At 57.9% G+C, this 19,156-nt stretch carries 14 protein-coding genes and 1 pseudogene; 7 read left to right on the top strand and 8 right to left on the bottom strand.

The genetic code is table 11. The features are described 5' to 3' along the window. The 3 genes from ACRAUW_RS10855 to ACRAUW_RS10865 form a co-directional block, all read left to right on the top strand. The coding region (locus ACRAUW_RS10855) for a hypothetical protein (protein WP_431362289.1) at nt 1-270 on the top strand (270 nt) is incomplete at its 5' end. A 175-nt stretch (nt 271-445) separates the two neighbouring features. Continuing rightward, nucleotides 446-853 (top strand): hypothetical protein, encoded by a 408-nt coding sequence (locus ACRAUW_RS10860; protein WP_236319976.1) that lies wholly within the window; start codon nt 446-448, stop codon nt 851-853. Nucleotides 854-2,518: 1,665 nt separating this feature from the next. Continuing rightward, the gene (locus ACRAUW_RS10865) at nt 2,519-4,036 is read left to right on the top strand and encodes an HD domain-containing phosphohydrolase (RefSeq protein ID WP_431362298.1); all 1,518 of its coding nucleotides are present in this window, start codon (nt 2,519-2,521) and stop codon (nt 4,034-4,036) included. 101 nt (nt 4,037-4,137) lie between these two features. Here the strand turns inward: ACRAUW_RS10865 and ACRAUW_RS10870 are convergent, their stop codons facing one another. Further along, entirely contained in the window at nt 4,138-5,403 is a 1,266-nt protein-coding gene (locus ACRAUW_RS10870; protein WP_431362290.1) for a TIGR03503 family protein, read from the bottom strand. Continuing rightward, on the bottom strand, nt 5,400-6,134 hold the full coding sequence (gene dnaQ, locus ACRAUW_RS10875; protein WP_431362291.1) for a DNA polymerase III subunit epsilon: 735 nt from the start codon (nt 6,132-6,134) through the stop codon (nt 5,400-5,402). Before dnaQ ends, ACRAUW_RS10870 begins: the two co-directional genes overlap by 4 nt. 79 nt (nt 6,135-6,213) lie before the next feature. Here dnaQ and rnhA point away from each other — a divergent pair, with 79 nt between their 5' ends. Continuing rightward, nucleotides 6,214-6,678: a ribonuclease HI gene (gene rnhA, locus ACRAUW_RS10880; RefSeq protein WP_005353268.1), complete on the top strand. Its 465-nt coding sequence runs from the start codon at nt 6,214-6,216 to the stop codon at nt 6,676-6,678. Here the strand turns inward: rnhA and ACRAUW_RS10885 are convergent. After that, a complete protein-coding gene (locus tag ACRAUW_RS10885) occupies nt 6,666-7,388 on the bottom strand; it encodes a methyltransferase domain-containing protein (protein WP_033138893.1) in 723 nt (240 codons plus the stop codon). The genes rnhA and ACRAUW_RS10885 overlap by 13 nt on opposite strands. Before the next feature lie 72 nt (nt 7,389-7,460). Here ACRAUW_RS10885 and gloB point away from each other — a divergent pair, with 72 nt between their 5' ends. Then, nucleotides 7,461-8,225, top strand: a complete 765-nt coding sequence (gene gloB, locus ACRAUW_RS10890; protein WP_431362292.1) for a hydroxyacylglutathione hydrolase — start codon at nt 7,461-7,463, stop codon at nt 8,223-8,225. Nucleotides 8,226-8,295: 70 nt separating this feature from the next. Continuing rightward, a complete protein-coding gene (locus ACRAUW_RS10895) occupies nt 8,296-9,846 on the top strand; it encodes a LysM peptidoglycan-binding domain-containing protein (protein ID WP_431362293.1) in 1,551 nt (516 codons plus the stop codon). Between the two features lie 77 nt (nt 9,847-9,923). Here ACRAUW_RS10895 and astE read toward each other — a convergent pair whose 3' ends face one another. Together astE and ACRAUW_RS10905 are read right to left on the bottom strand one after the other, a co-directional pair. After that, nucleotides 9,924-10,949 carry a succinylglutamate desuccinylase gene (gene astE, locus ACRAUW_RS10900; RefSeq protein WP_431362294.1) on the bottom strand — a complete coding sequence of 342 codons (1,026 nt, stop codon included), beginning with the start codon at nt 10,947-10,949 and terminating at the stop codon, nt 9,924-9,926. 272 nt (nt 10,950-11,221) lie between these two features. Beyond that, nucleotides 11,222-11,431, bottom strand: coding sequence for a DUF1127 domain-containing protein (locus ACRAUW_RS10905; RefSeq protein ID WP_005337823.1), 210 nt, complete (start codon nt 11,429-11,431; stop codon nt 11,222-11,224). 525 nt (nt 11,432-11,956) lie between these two features. Between ACRAUW_RS10905 and ACRAUW_RS10910 the strand changes: the two genes are divergently transcribed. After that, complete coding sequence (locus tag ACRAUW_RS10910; RefSeq protein ID WP_431362295.1) at nt 11,957-12,850, top strand: DNA replication terminus site-binding protein; 894 nt, start codon at nt 11,957-11,959, stop codon at nt 12,848-12,850. A 154-nt stretch (nt 12,851-13,004) separates the two neighbouring features. Here ACRAUW_RS10910 and ACRAUW_RS10915 read toward each other — a convergent pair whose 3' ends face one another. The 3 genes and pseudogenes from ACRAUW_RS10915 to ACRAUW_RS10925 all read right to left on the bottom strand — a co-directional run bounded on the left by ACRAUW_RS10915 (nt 13,005) and on the right by ACRAUW_RS10925 (nt 18,990). After that, complete coding sequence (locus ACRAUW_RS10915; RefSeq protein ID WP_431362296.1) at nt 13,005-16,880, bottom strand: SNF2-related protein; 3,876 nt, start codon at nt 16,878-16,880, stop codon at nt 13,005-13,007. 1,005 nt (nt 16,881-17,885) lie between these two features. Then, nucleotides 17,886-18,206: pseudogene (locus ACRAUW_RS10920) on the bottom strand (transposase); the annotation flags it as partial. A gap of 70 nt (nt 18,207-18,276) precedes the next feature. Then, the gene (locus tag ACRAUW_RS10925) at nt 18,277-18,990 is read right to left on the bottom strand and encodes a hypothetical protein (RefSeq protein WP_431362297.1); all 714 of its coding nucleotides are present in this window, start codon (nt 18,988-18,990) and stop codon (nt 18,277-18,279) included. Nucleotides 18,991-19,156 lie beyond the last annotated feature (166 nt).

Raw genomic sequence — 19,156 nt, forward strand, 5'->3', positions numbered from 1 at the left:
TTCGAGAGGCTGACAACCTACGCGCAGGGGTATCTGCCGCTACCTTGGCCTCACGATCGCATATTGATGAGCGAGGAGGTACAGGCCGAGCTGGACAGGAGGCAGGCGGAGAGGTTAGCCGAGATGGAAGAGGAGCAGGCCGCGCGGGAGAGCGCTCGATTGGCGGCGCTGGAGCGAAAGCGGATCGCCTCGCCACGTTATGTCATGAAGTGTTGGGCCGCTACGGCCTGGACACGGTTACGCCAGTGGATAAGAGCACATTATGGCTAAACCAAAGACGCCACCATTTACACCCAGGCACCTCACACCGGAAGAGATCGAGTCACTGCGGCAGGATATGCGGCGCCGGCACGAGGCGAACATGAAAGCGCTCGAGACGATGGATCTCTCCCACCTGATACCCAGTGAAGCAGAGGGTGAGACACCTTCGTAGGAGAAACAGAACATGACCAGCCAACAGACCGCTGTGCCGATCCTGACAGTCATGCCTGACTACGGGAATGCGCCGTTTTTGTGGATCAACAGAGACCCGTCAGTTATGTGTGGGGTTGGTGGCAACTTATGCGATGGGACGCACTGGCACGAGAGTTGCCTCATGTCTGAGGAGCTGTGGCGGCAGTTCTCCTACTGGGCCATAGCCTTTGACCGCACAAGGTTTGAAGGGGATTGCGTTGATCCCAACGGCTGGGACTGGCCTGCCTTCCATGAGCGCGGCCTGTATCTGGCCAGGCTGCTTAAGGAGGAAGTGGGGGATGCGTATCAAGTCATCTACGTGAAGCCATGGGAAGATCCCTATCGGGAACAGGACGAGCGCACGGAGATCCTGACCAAGGGCAGAATACTCAGGTTGTGAGCATCCAGCCTCCCCGAATTGGGGAAGGTTTCACCCCATTCACAGCTTCGACAACTCCAACATTGGATTTCCCGCGCGACCACTGGCCGCAAATCTTCCTGGTTAGAGCGCACCAATTGGCTGAGATTCAAGCCGATTAACCAGATAGCCACCGAGTCACGGTTTCCCGGACAGTGTCCGGGTAACCATGACAGTAACTCCGCGCCCAAATCGGCAGTAAACCGCCACACCCCTCGCCACTACTGGCCGCAAACTCCGCAGTTAAACCGGCATACGAGCCAGATGAAAACGGGCATTCACGCTTCTAAGCTCTACCCTCATCCAACCGGGGAACCACAATGGCTACAACGTAGCTGAACCAGCTACAAACCCAGCCGACCAAGGGCCCCCTCTCATCTGGATGGCATCTTGCTGATCTCCATTCTGCGCAAATTGCGCAATTCATCCAAAAACGAATAACAACTGCGGGCTGCGCAAAAACTGTTACTTATTAGCTGGCATCCCTGTCTGTGCAAGGGATTGCGGGGGATTGGGGCGAGTAGGAAACTGCGCAATTTGCGCATTCCTAAGTGCGCAAAATTGCGCAGATTGGTGAATTGTTCACAGGGAGAAATGAGATGGTGAAGCATAGGGATTTGAACCAGCATCCGACAAGGAATTTGAACCTGCCTTCTGTTGTGCTGGAATGGTGGTGCCAGTGGCTCAAACACCAAAAGCAGGGGGTGACTTTCGGCAGTAGTAACACCATTGGTAACACCATAACCAAAAACCAAATCACACAATCCAACAAAAACAATCATTTACAATTATAGTTCAGATTCCCCCAGCAAATAATGTTCCGGCCGGGAACGAAGAAGTACAGAAACCCGCATAGCGTAAGGCTTTGCGGGTTTTTTGTTGTCCGTAAAAGTCCGAGGAAGTCGCCAGAAGCCAGCTCATTTAGTACCATTATTAGTACCACAAGGGCTGTGGTACTAAATTCGGTCGTACTAAGAGGCAACATAGACAAGAAGACGCGCGAGACCGGGACAAACCGGCTAACCGACACTAAGGTGAAAACTGCCAAGACAGTGTAGCCCGCCGCCGAAAATGAAAAAGAGTTACGGGGAAAATGAAAAGCTACCGGCCCGGTAGTTTATCAAACTTGGTGGCACCGGAATCACTGAGTTTGATAACCCCGTTTAAGCCGCCGCCAGTTGCCACAGGGCGCGACTGGTTGCCTGCTCAGTGCCTGCCTTCTGCTATTCGCTACTGAGTGCCTGGGAATGGCTATCTGCCCAATCCCAAGCATCCCCCATTGCACTGGCAGAGCCTCGGAATATTACAGCTCCCCTCACCTATCGAGACTCAAATGATTTCATGTGTGCAGATATATAACCGATGCTACCGTACTTTCAATAAACCCCTGCTCCACGTTGCGCACCCCATCACGGATCCAGATTCAAACTTCAGGCCTCCACTGCAGCCCCCAAACACAGCAACGGAGGTTATGCACGCCTGCGCCATGGTTGGGCAAAGAAAACCGCCAGACAACATAATGATCACAACGGTTCCAATTGCTTATTTCGTCCACAGTTTTTCGAGATCAAATTTTATTTCCCAATAAGTTTCCTATCCTTAGTGAAGCAGTTAATGTAAGCACAGGATGCCAAACAGGATTGTATGATGGATGACCAGATCCTGATTATTGATGATGACGATCTCTCACTCACCGACGCACAGCAAGCGGGCTGGAAGGTGATGATTGTTGACGATGAGCCTGAGGTGCATCGCATCACCAAAATCACCTTGAACAAATTCGAGTTTGACAATCGCCCCATCGATTTTCTGCATGCCTATTCCGCAGAACAGGCCAAAGAGTTGCTGGCCACCACCCCGGACATTGCCTTGCTGCTGCTGGATGTAGTGATGGAGGCTGACCACGCTGGCCTCGATGTCGTCAAATACGTTCGCGATGACCTGCAAAACAAGATGGTACGGATCGTGCTGCGTACCGGCCAACCCGGCCAAGCGCCGGAAGATGACGTCGTCACCAACTACGACATCAACGACTACAAGGATAAAACCGAGCTCACCTCCCAGAAACTGCGAACCCTGTTGCGGGCCAGCCTGCGCTCTTATCGGGATATCCGCACTCTGGAAAGCAACCGCCAGGGGCTGGAAAAAGTCATCGAAGCATCCAAGGGGATCTTTGAGAGACGGGCCTTACGCCAGTTTGTCGAAGACGCCCAGGAGCAGCTCAGCGCCCTGCTCCATCTGGGTGAAACCCAGATATATGATGTCAAGCAATATGCCTATGAGGTGAGGGATCAAGTATTGGAGCCGCTGCTCCCCGGCCATCCCGCCATGCTCCTCACGGAAGCGCCGGAGATCCTGCGCCAGGCCATGAGCAGGCACAGCAACGTCTATAGCACCACCCAGATAGTGCTCTACTGCCAGAATCCACGCCACCACCTGCTGTTCCACATCGAGACGCCCCGCCAGTTGAACCAGATCGACACAGGTCTACTAACGCTGTTTACCGAAAACATCATAGTGGCGCTGGAGAATATCCGGCTCAACGAGGTAATCGCAGACAACCAGCGGGAGATCATCTATCGCATCGGCGAACTGGTCGAAACCCGCTCCAAAGAGTCTGGGCTGCATGTCAAACGGGTCGCACTCTATACTGAACAGTTTTGCCAACTGATGGGCATGAGCGAAGACCGGAGCGAACTGGTGAAACGCGCCTCGCCGCTGCACGACATTGGCAAGGTCGGCATCCCCGATGCCATCTTGCACAAACCCGGCAAGCTGACACCGGAAGAGTGGGAGATCATGAAAACCCACGCCCAGCTAGGGCAGGATATGCTCTCCGGCAGCGATCTGGCCCTGTTCCAGATTGGCGCCACCATCGCTGGTAATCACCATGAAAAATGGAATGGCAGTGGCTATCCTCGCGGCCTGAAAGGGGCTGATATTCCGCTGGAGGGACGAATTGTGGCGCTGGCCGATGTGTTCGATGCCCTGGGTTCGGATCGCTGCTACAAGAAGGCGTGGCCGCTGGACAAGGTGCTGGCCCTGATTGAAGAGGAGAAGGGGCAGCATTTCGACCCCCAGCTGGTCGAGCTGATGATGGCCAATCTGGACAAATTCCTCGAGATCCGCGAGCAGAACAAGGATGTCTATATCGGCGAACACTGATAGCAAGCTTGTTCTGTTTATGAACTCAAAAAACCGCCCTGCATATCAGGGCGGTTTTTTATTTCTGGCATCACGCCACTTCCGAACGAGGAGTACGGGGGTTACTGCTCCGGCAGATTGAGGTCCAGTTTGACTGCAGGTTGTCCGGCTTGCTGATTCTCGGCCTGCGCAGCGGCCAGAGCACGCTTCAGGGCACGCCGTTTTTGTATCACCACATAACCGACACCACCCAATACCGCCAGCAGCACACCACCACCTGCCAATACCCAGATCAGCCAGCCCATTTCCTCCTCTACCGGGGCTTCATGGGTCGCATCGGCACTGGATGCCGGTACTGCTGCCGACAATGCCTCTACAGGAGGCGATGGTGGCGGGAAGACATTGAAGGTTTTCACCGGCAACTCGATTTTCAGCTCACGACCGAGGCGAGTGGTGCCATAGAGGGTTGCTTTCACCTCATGCTGACCGACCTCCTTGATGTTGGAGAGATCGATATCAAGCTTGGGGCCGCTGGCGGTCTCGCTGAACTCGTAGAGGCCGCCCACATTGCTGGTCACACTCCCCTTGACCACCACGGAAGCGGGATCCAGCTCATCACGGTCGATTAGCAGTGAGAGCTTGGCACCCAGCTCCTCCGAAGGCGGCGCCAGGTTATAGCTGAACGGATAGGGGTAAAGCAGCACATCCTGATAACGGGCACGGACAAACACCTGATTGCCCGTGCTGAACATGGCGCGGTACTTGCCACCGGGAATATCCTGCAGCGTCACTTCCGCCGTCATGATGCCATCGCCCGGCACTTCGTCGAGCTCCTTGCCATCATCGCGATAATGGCCAAGTACTTGATCCAGCACGACCTCTTTCTTATCGGCATCGCTGAACGATTGCAGCTTGACGGTCATGCCAAGGTCAGAGAGATAGTATTTATCTTTCGGCGGCTGGCCATTGATCAACAACCACGCCTTGAGCTTGACCACCTCCCCCTGATAGAGCTGCATCGGCAGGGCGGCGATATCGAGCCGGATATCGGAGAGAATGCGCACCCGGTTGTCGGGATCCACCTCGCCAATCGCCTGCCAGGGGCCCGGCATGGGATTGCGCAGGGTAATGAGATCATGCTCCGGCAGTGCCAGCCAACCCACATCTGTGGGTTTGACCTTGCCCACATAAAGCTTGCTGCCATCGGGGCGAACCAGGATCACGGACGGGGTACCCGGCTTGCGCTTGATGATGAAGGTGATCTCCTTCACGCCGTAATCGATGCGAAAGCGGTTATCCAGCAGCGGAATATCGGAAGGGGCAAATACCTCGGTCGCCGTCGCCCCCAGCGAGAGCAACAGCAGCAGACCGGCACACCACTTGCTCATTGCCGCCACAGACAACTTCCTCCTTTCTTCTGTACAAGATCCAGTCTCGCTTCGTGCAGGGCCTGAACCTCGGCACTGGCACGCACCACCTTGAGGGCGGGTCGGTTGCTCTCCAACCGGCGAATGCTGGTGTCCTGATTGCTTTCGCTTTCATTGCTCTCGGTGGCCAGATTGAGTTTGGTCTGGCCGCCTGTCATCAGCAGGTAGACGTCCGCCAGGATCTCCGCATCGAGCAAAGCCCCGTGCAGGGTACGGTGAGAGTTGTCGATACCGTAACGATCGCACAGCACGTCGAGGTTGTTGCGCTTGCCGGGGAAGAGATCCCGCGCCATCGCCAGGGTATCTGTGATGGTGCAGATATCCGCCGTCTTGAAGTTGAGTCCAAGCTTGCTGAACTCGTAGTCCATGAAGCTCACGTCAAACGGCGCGTTGTGGGCAATCAGTTCGGCACCGCGGATAAACTCGAGGAACTCGTCGGCAATCTGGCTAAACGATGGTTTGTCACGCAGGAACTCGTCCGTAATGCCGTGCACCTGGATCGCTTCCGGGTCGACCAGACGATCAGGCTTGATATAGACGTGATAGTGGTTACCGGTCAGCTTGCGGTTGATCACCTCCACACAGCCGATTTCGATAATGCGGTGCCCCAGATAGACAGGGCCGCCCGCCGTATTCATACCTGTGGTTTCAGTATCCAGAATGATCTGGCGATTCAGTTGGGGTGTGTTCATGATCCAATCTATGTCAAACTTCGGCTTTACTTACTCGCTAGTTTACCCCAAGCCTCATGTTAAAACAGATTGATTGCTCATGTTAAAACAGATTGATGTCTATACCGACGGCTCCTGCCTCGGCAATCCGGGCCCGGGTGGTTACGGAGCCGTGATGGTCTACGGCAAGCACCGCAAAGAGATTTCCGCCGGATTCAAGTTGACCACCAATAACCGGATGGAGCTGATGGCCGCCATCATGGGGCTGCGCACCCTCAACGAACCGTGCAAGGTGCGCCTCACTACCGACAGCCAGTATGTCCGCCAGGGGATCACCCAGTGGATCATCGGCTGGAAGAAGAAAGGGTGGATGACCGCCAACCGGCAACCGGTCAAAAACGTCGATCTCTGGAAGGAGCTGGATGCGGAAGTGGGTCGCCACCAGATTGAGTGGCTCTGGGTGAAGGGTCACTCCGGCCACCCGGAGAACGAACGCTGCGACGAGCTGGCCAGAGAGGCCGCCTGCGGCAAGGATCTGGCCGAGGATACCGGCTACCAGCCCTGACGGGCCATACCCGGTGTGGCGAGGGATTTTGGCAGCTGCCAGCGCCGCCGCACCGGGATGAGCGGAAAACGCCGTTTACGGGCCGCAATCACGTATACCGATGCAAACGCCCTGCAATAATCCCGCCCGATACTCTCCCGCCACCAGCTGTGCCAGCTCTGTTTCCCCATAAACGAGTAGCCAAAACGCTCATCGAACATCACCTCGCATCCCAGCAGATGCAGCCAGTCCGTCACCCGCCCGGGGGTGAACATCCGTGCTGACCAAGGCATTCTGCGCCGCAAGAACGGCACACAGTGACCGATCCCGACCAGACTCATGGGGTTGTAGCCACTGATGATCAGCCAGCCATCGTCGGTCAGCACCCTTTCGGCTTCGCGCAACACCTGATGAGGATCGGCAGAGAAATCGAGGCAGTGAGCCAGCAGGCAGGCATCGACGCTGCCGGTCCGCACCGGCAGATCGAGGGGATCGCCATACATGTCGAGCAATCGCCCGCCGGGAGCAACCCCAATCTGGTGACGAATAGAGGAGCGTTTGCAGGAGAGTTCGGCGCTCAGGGCGCCAATTTTCAGCAGATGATAGCCAAACAGATTGGGGCACCAGTTGTCGAGCCGCTCCTGGATCTCGGCCGCCACCCAGTCCCCCATAGGCAATGCAGACCAGCTGGTCGGGATCTCGATTTGTTGTTCGGTACGTGCCACCTGCATAATAGGGCTCAACTCGGGGTTTCGAACGCCATCCTGTTATATAAGATACCCTCCCTAAAGAGAAGCAGACTCATGTATCCAGTGATCACAGTTCCAGCCTTTAATGACAACTACATCTGGTTGATCCGCCACGAAAATCACTGTCTGGTGGTCGATCCGGGCGATGCAGCCCCCGTGCTGGAGCGGCTCGAGGCATTGGGGCTGGTGCTCGATGCCATCCTGCTGACCCATCACCATCACGACCATGTGGGGGGCGTCACCGACCTGCTTGCCCACTTCCCACACGCCCGGCTCTATGGCCCCAAACTTGACCCGATGCCGGATCACCACGGGCAGTGGCTGGAAGATGGCGATCAGATCAACTGGCACGGCCTCGCCCTCGAGGTGATCCATGTGCCCGGCCATACCCGCGGCCATATCGCCTACCATAGCAACGGCATGCTCTTTTGCGGTGATACCCTCTTCTCGGCCGGTTGTGGTCGCCTCTTTGAAGGGACGCCGGAGCAGATGTATCACTCGCTGCAACGGCTCGCCGCCCTGCCCGACGACACCCTCATTTATTGTGCCCACGAATACACCCTGTCAAACCTGCGTTTTGCCTATGCGGTCGAGCCGGACAACCCGGCGATCCGCCGCCAGATCGGGCTGATCAGCAAACTGCGGCAACAAGGGCTGCCAAGCCTGCCAACCCGGTTGGGGGATGAACGCACTTTCAACATTTTTCTGCGCTGCGAGCAGGATTCAGTGAAATTTTCTGCTGAAAATCACGGACTAAAATGCGTGGAAAATCCGGTAGATACCTTCACCATCCTGCGCCAGTGGAAGGACGTTTTTTGAACAAACCTTGATCAGGGGGCCATTGCCCCTTATGATGCGGGCTGTTTTTCCTAAAAATGACCGGAACGAGATGAAGGTACGAACGGCCTTATTGGCAGCGCTGTTGCTCAGCGGCTGCCAAAACCTGAGCCATCAGGATGACCGGGCGCTAACGGCAATCGAGCCGATCAAGTCCCCCCAGGTCAACAAAAAAGCGCATAAAAAGCACTCTTCACGATTTCTGTTTGGCGATGAACAGCTGGACGAAATGGAAGATACGGACAATCTGTGGGTGCGTATCAGCGATGATATGCAACTGGAAACTCCGGACAATGCGCGCATCCGCCAACAACGTGAGTGGCTGTTGCGCAATGATAAGCATCTGGCGACCATTGCCAGCCGGGCTGAACCCTACCTCTATCTGATGGTAGCGGAGATTGAACGGCGTGAGCTGCCAATGGAGCTTATTACTGTCCCGATGATCGAGAGCATGTTTGATCCTCATGCCCGATCCCGCAGTAATGCCGTCGGTTTGTGGCAGTTTGTGCCCGCCACCGGCAAGAGCTTCGGTCTGCGCCACGACAACTGGTATGACGGACGGCGCGATGTGCTGGCCTCCACCAATGCGGCGCTCGACTATCTGGAGTACCTGAACCGTTTCTTTGATGGCGACTGGCTGCAAACGCTGGCCGCCTACAATGCCGGTGAAGGCCGGGTGCGCAACGCCATCCAGCGTAACCAGCGTGCCGGCAAACCGACTGACTACTGGTCGCTCGATCTGCCGCGCGAAACCCGGATGTACGTGCCGAAGATCCTCGCCATGGCTGACATGATCAGCAATGCCGACCAGTACAACGTCCAGCTGCCGGTGCTCGCCAACGAGCCGAAGCTGCGGGTGGTGGAAACCGGCAGCCAGATCGATCTGAACGTGGCCGCCCAGCTGGCGGGTCTGCGCACCTCACAGCTCAAGGAGGTCAATCCTGCCCTGAGCCGTGGTGTGATGTCGCCCCGTGGCCCTTACCGCCTGCTGGTACCGGTTGAATATGCCGATACCCTGGAGCTGGCACTGGCCGATCTGCCCAAGAGCGAGCGTATCCGTACCCGCTCCTATCAGGTCACCAGTGGCGACACCCTGTCACGCATCGCCCAGAATCACGGCGTCAGCGTGAGCGAGCTGAAACTGGCCAACAATCTGCGTGGCAACAGCCTGCGTCGCGGTCAGCAGTTGGTGATCCCGACTCATGGTCAGGTCAGCAGCAAGGCAAGTACCGCCAGCAAGCCGCAGCAGCTGGCCAGCCGTGGCAGCCAGAAGGCCAAGGTCAGCTACAAGGTTCGCTCGGGTGACAACCTGTGGAGCATCAGCCAGGCCCATGGCGTGACGCATGACGAACTGGCCAAGTGGAACGGTCTGAATGCCAAGTCGGCGCTCAAGCCGGGCATGAAGCTGGTGGTCTATCCCAAGCAAGGGAAGAAGAGCGACAAGTCGATGGTCTATCAGGTTCGCCGTGGTGACTCCATCTCCTCCATCGCGGCGCGCTTCCAGGTCGCCATCAACGATGTGATGCGCTGGAACCAGCTGGATAAAGGGGATTACCTCAAGCCCGGTCAGGAGCTGACCCTGTTTGTGAAGAACAACAGCTAAGCCTCACCGCTTGAACCCGATACAAAACGGGGCCAGTCATCTGACTGGCCCCGTTTTTTTATTTCTGCGGCAACGCGTTATTCCCAGAGCCTTGTCGGTACCACCAGCAACACGGTGCGCTGGCCAATCGCCACGTTGGCATTGGGGAAGACCACCGCCTCGCGGGGCTGCTCGACGGTGTAGCGCAACTCGCCATCCTCGGCCAGCACGAACCCTTGCGGGAATTCGGTGAAGTTGTCCACATCGCTGGCAAACAGAAAGCGAAATTGCTCTGATTTCTTGGTGATCACCCGATCAATGGCAAACAGGGTGAAATCATCCGCCCGCCACGGCTCCAGCGCCACCTCGTCATGGGTCACCAGCTCCTGCAGCGCCTGCCGGGTTTCGATAAAGCGGGTCATGTCGTTCTCGCCAAATGGCCGCACCTTGCCCAGCTCTACCGTGAAGGCGTGGGCGCCGTGCTGGCGCGAACTGTAGTAGCTGAAGGTGGTGGTCGGGCTGGCGGAGAGCAGTATGGTGCGCACCCCGCAGGCACCGAGGAACTGCACCTGCTCGCGGCAGTGGGGCCGCTCGTGGGGGAAAGGGTAGACGGCAAACTTCTCGTGGCGCGAGCCGCGAATGGCGGTGTGCAGGTCGTAGTGGTAGCGGGGGCGGGCCGGATCGGCAAAGAAGCGGCTCACATACTGCTCGAGACGCATGGCACGGATCCGCTCCCGATTGCAGAGTCCCTCCCCCTTGCTGTGGGCGCCGGAGAAGAGCCGGTTCATGTTCTCCTCCACCTCCCGCAGCCCGAGGTTCATCGCCGCCGGATTGCCAAACAGGAACAGCACCCGATGGCGGGCGCTCAGCTCGCCTGAGAGCAGACGGCTCAGCAGCTGGTTGCAGATCTCGATGGGGGCGGTCTCGTTGCCGTGGATACCGCAAGAGAGGACGATATCCTTGCGCCCTCCCGGCTGGCCGCCCGCGCCGCTGGCAGGCTCCAGACAGAGCACGCCCGTATCCCAGACGCTGACCCGCGTGCCATCCGGCAGCGCAAAATCAAAGGGATCGAGCTGCCACTCGTGGCTGCGGGTCATGGCCAAAAAATCGTGCTGGGGAATCATCCGTCTCACCCTCTTGCGCTGGAATACTATGGCCGGATTATACGCAAGGCGTTGCGGCTTAAAACCAATTTTTAAACAAATTCAAACATTAACGATACAAACAGCGGCAAGGTAAAACGGCAGCAATGGGCGGAGCAACAAAGGGATATGAAGGCGGGGAAGCGAGGGCAATAACGGGGCAAATAACAGCAGGGTTGACGGGGTGACCTGATGTCACCCGGCAGTCAGCATACAAGTATCAGCAGATAAACAAGGCATCCATGCCCGGTTGATTAACCACGCCAGAACGGCTTGGTGGTCTCTTGATAACGGTCGGCTTCGTTCAAGCCGATGTCTTTGAGCAGGTACTCGGGCAGCTCGGAGAGCTGGCGACGGCTGCGGCTGCGCTCCAGCCAGGTCAGAACGGTCATTTTAACGCGAGCAACCAGATTCAATTGGCTGGAATGCTGGTAACCGGTTTCGGTATAAGTCATGTTGGCCATGATGTGGCTCCTCTGAATTTTTGTTTACGCACTGGGCTTTATTTGATGCGCAAAGCTTAGTCAGGGTACAGGGCCAACTCAATTGACGAATTTTGATACATCACATGAGCAAATCTAATGCATCAAAACAGCAGAATATAAATTTAAGCAATTGATTTTAAACAATTAATAATCTTCACTATTGGCCAGCAGAGTCGCACAGCATATTGTGCTGCATGGCACCCATCTATATATGCATTTTACTGCTTTACATATGCAGGGACGGACAAGGTGTGAACAGCTGGCAACAGCGGAGTTACACGAAATTGTTAATTTAATGATCTTGCCGCGATCTTTATTTAACACAATGAAACATAAATAAAACCAGCACCGCATCCCCATTCAGAGGCGCACATTGCCCCCTCCTCAAAGTGCCTCTTGGCACTCTAACCGCATGCTGGTATGTTTATTTATACAGTAGTTTTGCTACCCGCAGCGATTTCATACCTGATGTTGTCAACAGCGGGTCAGACCACAGGATCATCGATGGATACCTTTACCCCTACCGCCGCCCTGCGTCAACAGATGGAGGCCATTGAAGCCTCTCTGGATCAGCTGGCCACCCTGCTCGGCCAACTCGAGCTGCAAGAGGCCCATGTCTATCCCCTCCCCCCGGTGCCACAGGGGGAAGAGCACGACCCGATCGAGCAAATTGAGGTGGGCTATCTCAACGGTGAAGCCGCGCTGGCGGCCACCCTCGCCGCCTATCGGGACCACAGCGCCCGCCCCGGCTGCTCCACCAAGGCGACTCACCGGCTGCCCGGCTGGTTGCGCTTTCCTGCCGCCGCTGCCCCCTTGCTGCAACCGCTGATCGACCAAATCAACCAGCACAAGCTCGATTTCAAGGGGCTGGTACAGCAGGCGGGGGGGCGGGACGAGAAGTTCGAGCTGGTACATACCGCCCTGCCCGGGGTGATCACCCTGCAGGTCTACCGCAAACTGACCCTGTTGGCGGGGGAGCTGCAATCCCTCGGCTTTACCTGGGCCGACAAGCAGACCATCAATCGCCTCAGTCGCGAACAGGTGCTTGAGATGCTGGAGCGCAGCCGCCGCTACATACCGGCCCTCTCCAACAACGAGGAGTGGAGCAAGATGGTGGATCAGGAGGTGTACGACATTCGCCGCCTGCCGGCCGATGCCGAGCTGCGGATCCGCCGCCCGGTCAAGACCCACCCGATGATCAACCTGCTCTGGCTGGAGCGCATCCCGCGCAAGCAGCAGATCAAGGCGAGCCTGCCTCTGCTGCTCTGCTCGGATACCCCGCCTGCGGTCACCCATCTGGGCAACTATCCCCCCAAGAGCCGACAGGCGCGGCGGGATCGCAAGATTGGCGGCGAGCCCATCATCGAGCGGCTGCACCTCTATCTCTATCAGGGGTGACTGGATCAGGGATAACTGGATCAGGGATAACCGGGCTGCCTTGCCGCGATAAACGAGTATTCCGCATCTGCGTCCCAAACGAGAAAAGGGAGAACATCTCTGGATGTTCTCCCTTTTCTGTATCGATAGGCGGTATGAAAGGCGGCGTCGCCAATCAGCCCATCAGCAGGGCCCGCAGGCTCTCCACATCCAGCCCGCGCACCTCGGACTGGCCGCTCAGCAGGCCATCGGCCAGCGCCCGCTTCTCATCGTGCAGGGCGACAATCTTCTCCTCCACCGTCTGCTCGCACACCAGCCGATAGACGGTCACCGGCTGGGTCTGGCCCATGCGGTGGGCCCGATCGCTCGCCTGATCTTCCACCGCCGGGTTCCACCAGGGATCGAGGTGCAGCACGGTATCTGCCTGGGTCAGGTTGAGGCCTGTGCCCCCCGCCTTGAGGCTGATAAGAAACAGCGGCACCTCCTCATGACGAAAACGCAGGATGGAGTCCTGTCGCACCTTGGTCGAGCAGCCCCCATCCAGATAGCAGTAATCCCAGGACTTCTGCTCGATGCGTGCCCGCAGCAGGCTCAGCAGATCGACGAACTGGCTGAACACCAGCACCCGATGACCACCGTCGATCGCCTCTTCCAGTAGGGCCATCGCCTCATCCAGCTTGCTGCTGGTCTGCGACCACTCGGGCATCACCAGCTCCGGCGAGCAGCAGAGCCGGCGCAGTCGGGTCAGGCCACTCAGCACATGCATCAGGGCGCGCCCATCGGCACTTTGCACCTGCTGCACCACTTCCCGCCGGGTCGCCTCGTAGAGCTGACGCTCCTCGGGGGAGAGGCTGATGTGGTGGATGATCTCGGTCTTGTCCGGCAGCTCGGTCAGCACCTGCTGCTTGAGACGACGCAGGATGAAGGGGCTGATCACCGCCCGCAGCAGCGCCATGTGCTGGGGATCCTTGACCGCCTTGCCAAAGCGGCGCTTGAACTCGCCAAGGCTGCCGAGCAGCCCCGGGTTGATAAAGGTGAATAGGCTCCACAACTCGCCCAGATGGTTTTCGATGGGGGTGCCGGAGAGGGCGAGGCGAAAATCGCCGTCGAGCTGGAACAGCAGCTTGGCACGCTGGGTACCTGCGTTTTTGATCTGCTGGGCCTCATCGAGCACCATGCTGGACCATCGGCGGGACTTGAGCGCCTGTGCCAGGCTGCCGAGCATGCCGTAGTTGATGAGGATCACCTGACCGGCCTTGGCCTCGCGAATGAGCCCCTCCCGCTCGGCCGGGTTCTCGAACACCACCACATCCAGCTCGGGGGCGAAACGGGTCACCTCCTCCTGCCAGTTGGTGACCACTGACTTGGGTACCACCACCAGCGCAGGGCCAAGGTGCTGGCGCATCCGCAGCACGATAAGCGCCTGCAGCGTCTTGCCAAGACCCATGTCATCGGCCAGACAGGCACCAAAACCGTGATGGGCCAGGGTCGCCATCCAGCGCACCCCCTCTTTCTGATAGTCCCGCAGGGAGGTGAGCAGCTCGTCCGGGCACTCGACCTCCTGCTGCCACTCCTGCTGCAGGGATTGCCACGCCGCATCCCCTTCGGTGGTAATGACAGAGAGCAGGCGAGTCAGGGGATAGGCCAGCTTGTTGTTGATGCGCTGCTCTTCATCGAGCATGGCCCCCAGCATGGTGAGTCGCTCCACCAGCTTGTCGCTCAGCATCAGGCTGGTCTTCTCGTCGAGCTGAACGGTGCGCTGCCCCGGGGTCATCTGGCGCAGAATAAGGCGCAGATCGAGGATCTGGTGCTCATCAAGCGCCAGTGCCCCTTCGACCTGGAACCAGTCCTGCCGCCGCTCGATGCGCAGGCTCAGAGCCGCTTCATCAAGGCTCTTGAGGCGGGCGCTGTCCTGATGCCAGTGAATGACCACGCCGGCATCCACCAGCTCGGGCAGGGCATTGACCAGCGCCAGCGCCTGTTCCCCCTGCAGTAGCCACTCGCTGCCGGGCAGGCCGATGGGCAGTTGATTGCGCAGCAACTGGGCTTGCCCCTTCTCGGCCGCGAGATCCCGCTGCCAGTAGTGGTACGCCTTGATCCCCTGCCGCACGATCGCCTCCCCCTTGCCAAGGGGCTGGGGCGGCAGATCCTCAAAGCGGGTCACCAGCTTGACCGACAGCTGACCATCTTGCCAATCCAGTTGCACCGAAGGAATGCCCGGCCAGGGAGCCAGTTCGGCGTTGCCGCTAAGCCCCGCAACCTGACTATGCCAGGGCAGCTCGGGAATGGCGTCTAGGGTGCGTTGCAGCTCGGCCAGCCCCTCGGCGGGCAACAGCGGTATGGATTCGAGCGCTGGCAAGCGGTCGAGCAGCGGCTGCGGGGTGAGGATCAGCTGCCACAGGTCCTGCGCCAGCGGCATGATATGGGCCCCGCGGGCGGCCGCATCGGGGCAGAGCTGCGCGCTCATCCCCTGTTCGGTGGCCACCACCTGCAGCAGGGGGGCACTGATGGCCAGTTGCAGCTTCTGCCCCTTGGCGTTGAACAAGCGGGGGTGATCGGCCAGCGGCGCCCAGACATCCCGCGGCAGTCGCCCCATCACCCGTGGCAGGGTACGGGCCAGTGCCCAGTCGTGCTCATCGAGCATGGCGGTATACTGGGTAGAGAGCAGGGCCGGATCGACCCGGCGACCGGCGGTCCACTCCCCCTTGGTACTCAGCTTCTGGATCTTGCACTCCAGCTCGGGGCCATCGGCATGGAGCAGCCACACCAGCCGCTCCTGCGGCTTGCGCACACCACTGGAGCGTCCCAACCCCTGCAACCAGTTGAGCCAGCTGGCAGAGGCCGCGGTTTTATCCTCATCCCCGTCATCATCCTGCTCATCATTGCCCTCTTGCGCATTCTGCTCACTGCCGCGCAGCTGGCACAGGGGTGCCCCTTTGGCTGCCTCGCCCAACAAGATGCGCAGCAGATCCTGACAAAATGCCATCAGGCGATGATGAGGCTCGGCATCGAGCAGATGGGAGAGATCCCACTTATGCAACATGGCCACCTGCGGGCTCTGGGCACCGTGACGAGCCAGCGCGCAGAGATCGAGCCAGAGATAGCCCCAGTGGAGCTCCTCCACCGGCAACTGCAGGGTATCAAACAGGCCAACCGCCTGACCGTGGCGATCGCCCGCCCACTGGCTGAGCAAGTCGGCAAGCAGGGGGAACTGGCCGGTCAGACTGCGCTGCCACTTCTTGCGCTGTTCGCTGGCGATGACGGGATCGGCCTGCTGCAACCAGCCAAGCCAGAGCAGGGCGCTGAATGAACGGGGCCACTGGCCCGCTTCACCCTCATCAGTTTCCTGCCACTGGCCCAGCGCGATGAGCAGTCGCTCGCCAAGCGGGCCGCTCTGGCTCTGCTGGGCCAGCGCCTGCAGGGCTGGCCAGCCGGGGGCGGCATCCTTATCCTCGCCGGTTGGCGATGTGCTCTCGCCATCCCCGCAGAGCCAGCGCCACTCCGCCTCGAACGCTTTGGCCCTTGCCTGCACCTCGGGGGCGCAGCGCACCAGCGCATTGGCCAGCGGCCAGCGCTCTTCATAGGGGGCATCGAGCAAGAGTTGCAGCGAGAAGTGCTCCAGCAACATTTGCTGCCAGGCGGGGCTGGAGCCCGCCAGCAACTGGTGAGCGTCCGGGGTATCGAGCAGGGTCAGCAGATCGCTGGCCGAGAAATAGGTCGGGATCTCCCCCGCTTTGCCGCGACAGAGCTCGCGCACCACCGCATGGGTGAGATCCTGCCCGGTCAATGAGGGCACCCGGCTCCAGTCCGGCGCCGGGCAGAGACCGGCACGCACCCCCAGGATCAACGCCAGCATCCCCTCGGCGGTCAGGCTCCACTGCTGCTCCCCGCGCAATCTGACCAGCCCCGCATCCTGCAGTCGGGTCAGTTTATCGATCAGGGCATGGCCTATCGCCAGTTGTTCTTGCAGCAAACGGGTACTGGCAACGCGCTGCAATTGCAGGGTGGCGAGCAGGGCATAACTATCCGAAGAGAGGGTGGACGCAGACATCAAGACTCACGGGCAAGTGCAAAAGCGGAATTTTAACGGTAAAGCGCCAGCGGCTCGACCCTTTACCGTGAAATAACTCAAAAAAAAAACGGCCATCCATGATGACCGTCGAAAGTAACGAAGGAAATAGCCGGATCATCCGGTTACCTCCCACAGCGGGAAAATCGGGAGCGCTAGCCCCTAATTCGTGGAGCCAATGCTAGAGGTTGGCGCTTCAAAAAGCTTTGAAGTGGATCACAGTTGAAAAGGATTTCTGAAAACGATTTCAATTCTTGACCACAAAAAACAAGATCTTGCGCCAAATGAACCCTCTCCAGCCAACACTCCTCGCCTCGTGATGCCTCCCACGCCCCCAAGCCCATTCCGTGCACAACGGCCCTGGTCGTCCATCGTCAGGTCCAATCACCCCGAAGCGCATAGACAGCCTGTCTCCTGTCAGAGCGATTTGTTGATCCAGCGCAAAAACAGCTATTTTTCTGATAGTTACGCAATGTTTTGACTGGTACGGCCAGATTCAATTGATTTAACATATCCATCCGGTGCCTATTCATCTGCGATGAGCTGCCGCCCTCGCTGGTTAATGAAGCATGTTGGAAGCCGTCATCCACGGCAGGGCGTCCGCATGAGTGTTTGAAATTTGAGCAAAACGTAGCAAGCACGTGTCGTTATAAAATTCAGCGAACTGGATCTTGCCATGATTGAACATTAAATAAACTTTTGACGGCGCACTAGTTGTTCACGTGCATTCATCTGGCGTTCATGATCTTGCTCTGTCATCCACGGGCGGTAGCGTGGGTTTTGCACAGTGATTCATGCATTGCGTAGGTTGGCGCTGAGCGTAGCGAAGCCCAACATCGCCGTAGTTTTAAGCCATGAAAGTCTTGACGGTAATTTATGAAACACGCAGAACTCACATAAATAAAATCACACTCAAGAGTCTCCAGACTGTGCGTCAGGTCACTCTTGGCATCGACACCGATATGGCCTTCATGCCGAAGTACCATTGAGCAGATGGCGGAAGTTCACGATGGTGGTGCGGTCGGGGATGGCCTGGTCCAGTGAGAGCTTGGCAAACAGACGCATCGAAGTAATCTCGTAGAGCGCATCCTCCATGGCGCCGTCGCTAAGGCTATACCACTGTTGCATGCAGTGAATGCGCAGCATGGTATCGAGTGGGTAGGGGCGACGGCCATTACCTGCCTTGGGATAGACGGGCTCGATGACCTCCAGCATCATTGCCCATGGGAGCAACGCCTCCATACGAGCCAGGAATAACTCCTTACGGGTTTTGCGACGTTTACCATTATGCTGAACCTCATCCCTGATGCCAAGTGGGGCTCATGATCTCACATCAGGGACTTGTTCGCACCTTCCTTAGTTGACCACTACAGTCGCGTTATTTCAGTAGTACCTGATAAACGGTGTTAATGGAGTCATAACCGGCACTGTGGTAGGCCGCGTGTACACCAAACACGGCGTCTTGCAGAGCGTGGTTGCTGATGTCGTATCCCTGTCGGGAGAGGTTGCCCAAGAGGATGCCCAGTTGTTTGGCCCCCTCCCTGTGGTAATCACTCTTGACGAAGCCTGATGTGAGACGGTTGACGGCATCGGATATGGCCTTGTCGTCAGGGTTAGCGTTTGGGGGGCCCGGTTGTATCGCCAAAAAGGCAGCCTGATTTTTGTCTCTTTGGTAGCGGGCATCTCGCAGCGCGCGCTCCTCATCGTCACTACGGGGTGGCAGAGGGGGAAAGATCTGGTCAAAGGTCTGTTGCCGCTGCGTCTGCGGGTTGGGTTGGAGGGGCTGAACCTGCTGCAGACTGGGTGGCGCAAGGGGTTGTTGGCGCTGTGGTTGGGGCAGCTGGCTTTGGATGTAGGTGGCCAGCGCCCGGGAGGTCTTGCCGTCACTAGAGCCTTTACCGAACAGATAGTTGCGGCTGACGTCTGCGTGATACTGCGCATCCGCACCCTGACTAATGGTGACGTTATAGGTGTGTGAAAAACCGTTGTTACCCTTGGCGTCAAGGGTAAAGGTGGCGGGCATCTGCTGGTGTTGCAGTGTTGCGAGCTGTTGGCTCAGTTGGGCACGTGCTGATTGGGAAAGAGACTCCATAATGCACCTCTCGGTTGTCAGTGGAAAGGTTAAGCCATCAGGCCATGAATAAAGGTTCTTCGCATTTTGTGGAGCTATTGTCAAATCTGGTGTATGGCGTAGGTCAGGCGGGAGCCTGTAAATCCAATTGTGTAACCGCCCACGAATAAGTAACTTTTTCAAAAGG

Origin of the sequence: Aeromonas sp., assembly GCF_050633025.1 — a bacterium.
Classification (GTDB): domain Bacteria; phylum Pseudomonadota; class Gammaproteobacteria; order Enterobacterales; family Aeromonadaceae; genus Aeromonas.

Bases quoted from the DNA above. Each gene is read 5' to 3' on its own strand.
- ACRAUW_RS10860 (WP_236319976.1), top strand. From the start codon at position 446: ATGACCAGCCAACAGACCGCTGTGCCGATCCTGACAGTCATGCCTGAC.
- ACRAUW_RS10865 (WP_431362298.1), top strand. From the start codon at position 2,519: ATGGATGACCAGATCCTGATTATTGATGATGACGATCTCTCACTCACC.
- ACRAUW_RS10870 (WP_431362290.1), bottom strand. From the start codon at position 5,403: ATGAGCAAGTGGTGTGCCGGTCTGCTGCTGTTGCTCTCGCTGGGGGCG.
- dnaQ (WP_431362291.1), bottom strand. From the start codon at position 6,134: ATGAACACACCCCAACTGAATCGCCAGATCATTCTGGATACTGAAACC.
- rnhA (WP_005353268.1), top strand. From the start codon at position 6,214: ATGTTAAAACAGATTGATGTCTATACCGACGGCTCCTGCCTCGGCAAT.
- ACRAUW_RS10885 (WP_033138893.1), bottom strand. From the start codon at position 7,388: ATGCAGGTGGCACGTACCGAACAACAAATCGAGATCCCGACCAGCTGG.
- gloB (WP_431362292.1), top strand. From the start codon at position 7,461: ATGTATCCAGTGATCACAGTTCCAGCCTTTAATGACAACTACATCTGG.
- ACRAUW_RS10895 (WP_431362293.1), top strand. From the start codon at position 8,296: ATGAAGGTACGAACGGCCTTATTGGCAGCGCTGTTGCTCAGCGGCTGC.
- astE (WP_431362294.1), bottom strand. From the start codon at position 10,949: ATGATTCCCCAGCACGATTTTTTGGCCATGACCCGCAGCCACGAGTGG.
- ACRAUW_RS10905 (WP_005337823.1), bottom strand. From the start codon at position 11,431: ATGGCCAACATGACTTATACCGAAACCGGTTACCAGCATTCCAGCCAA.
- ACRAUW_RS10910 (WP_431362295.1), top strand. From the start codon at position 11,957: ATGGATACCTTTACCCCTACCGCCGCCCTGCGTCAACAGATGGAGGCC.
- ACRAUW_RS10915 (WP_431362296.1), bottom strand. From the start codon at position 16,880: ATGTCTGCGTCCACCCTCTCTTCGGATAGTTATGCCCTGCTCGCCACC.
- ACRAUW_RS10925 (WP_431362297.1), bottom strand. From the start codon at position 18,990: ATGGAGTCTCTTTCCCAATCAGCACGTGCCCAACTGAGCCAACAGCTC.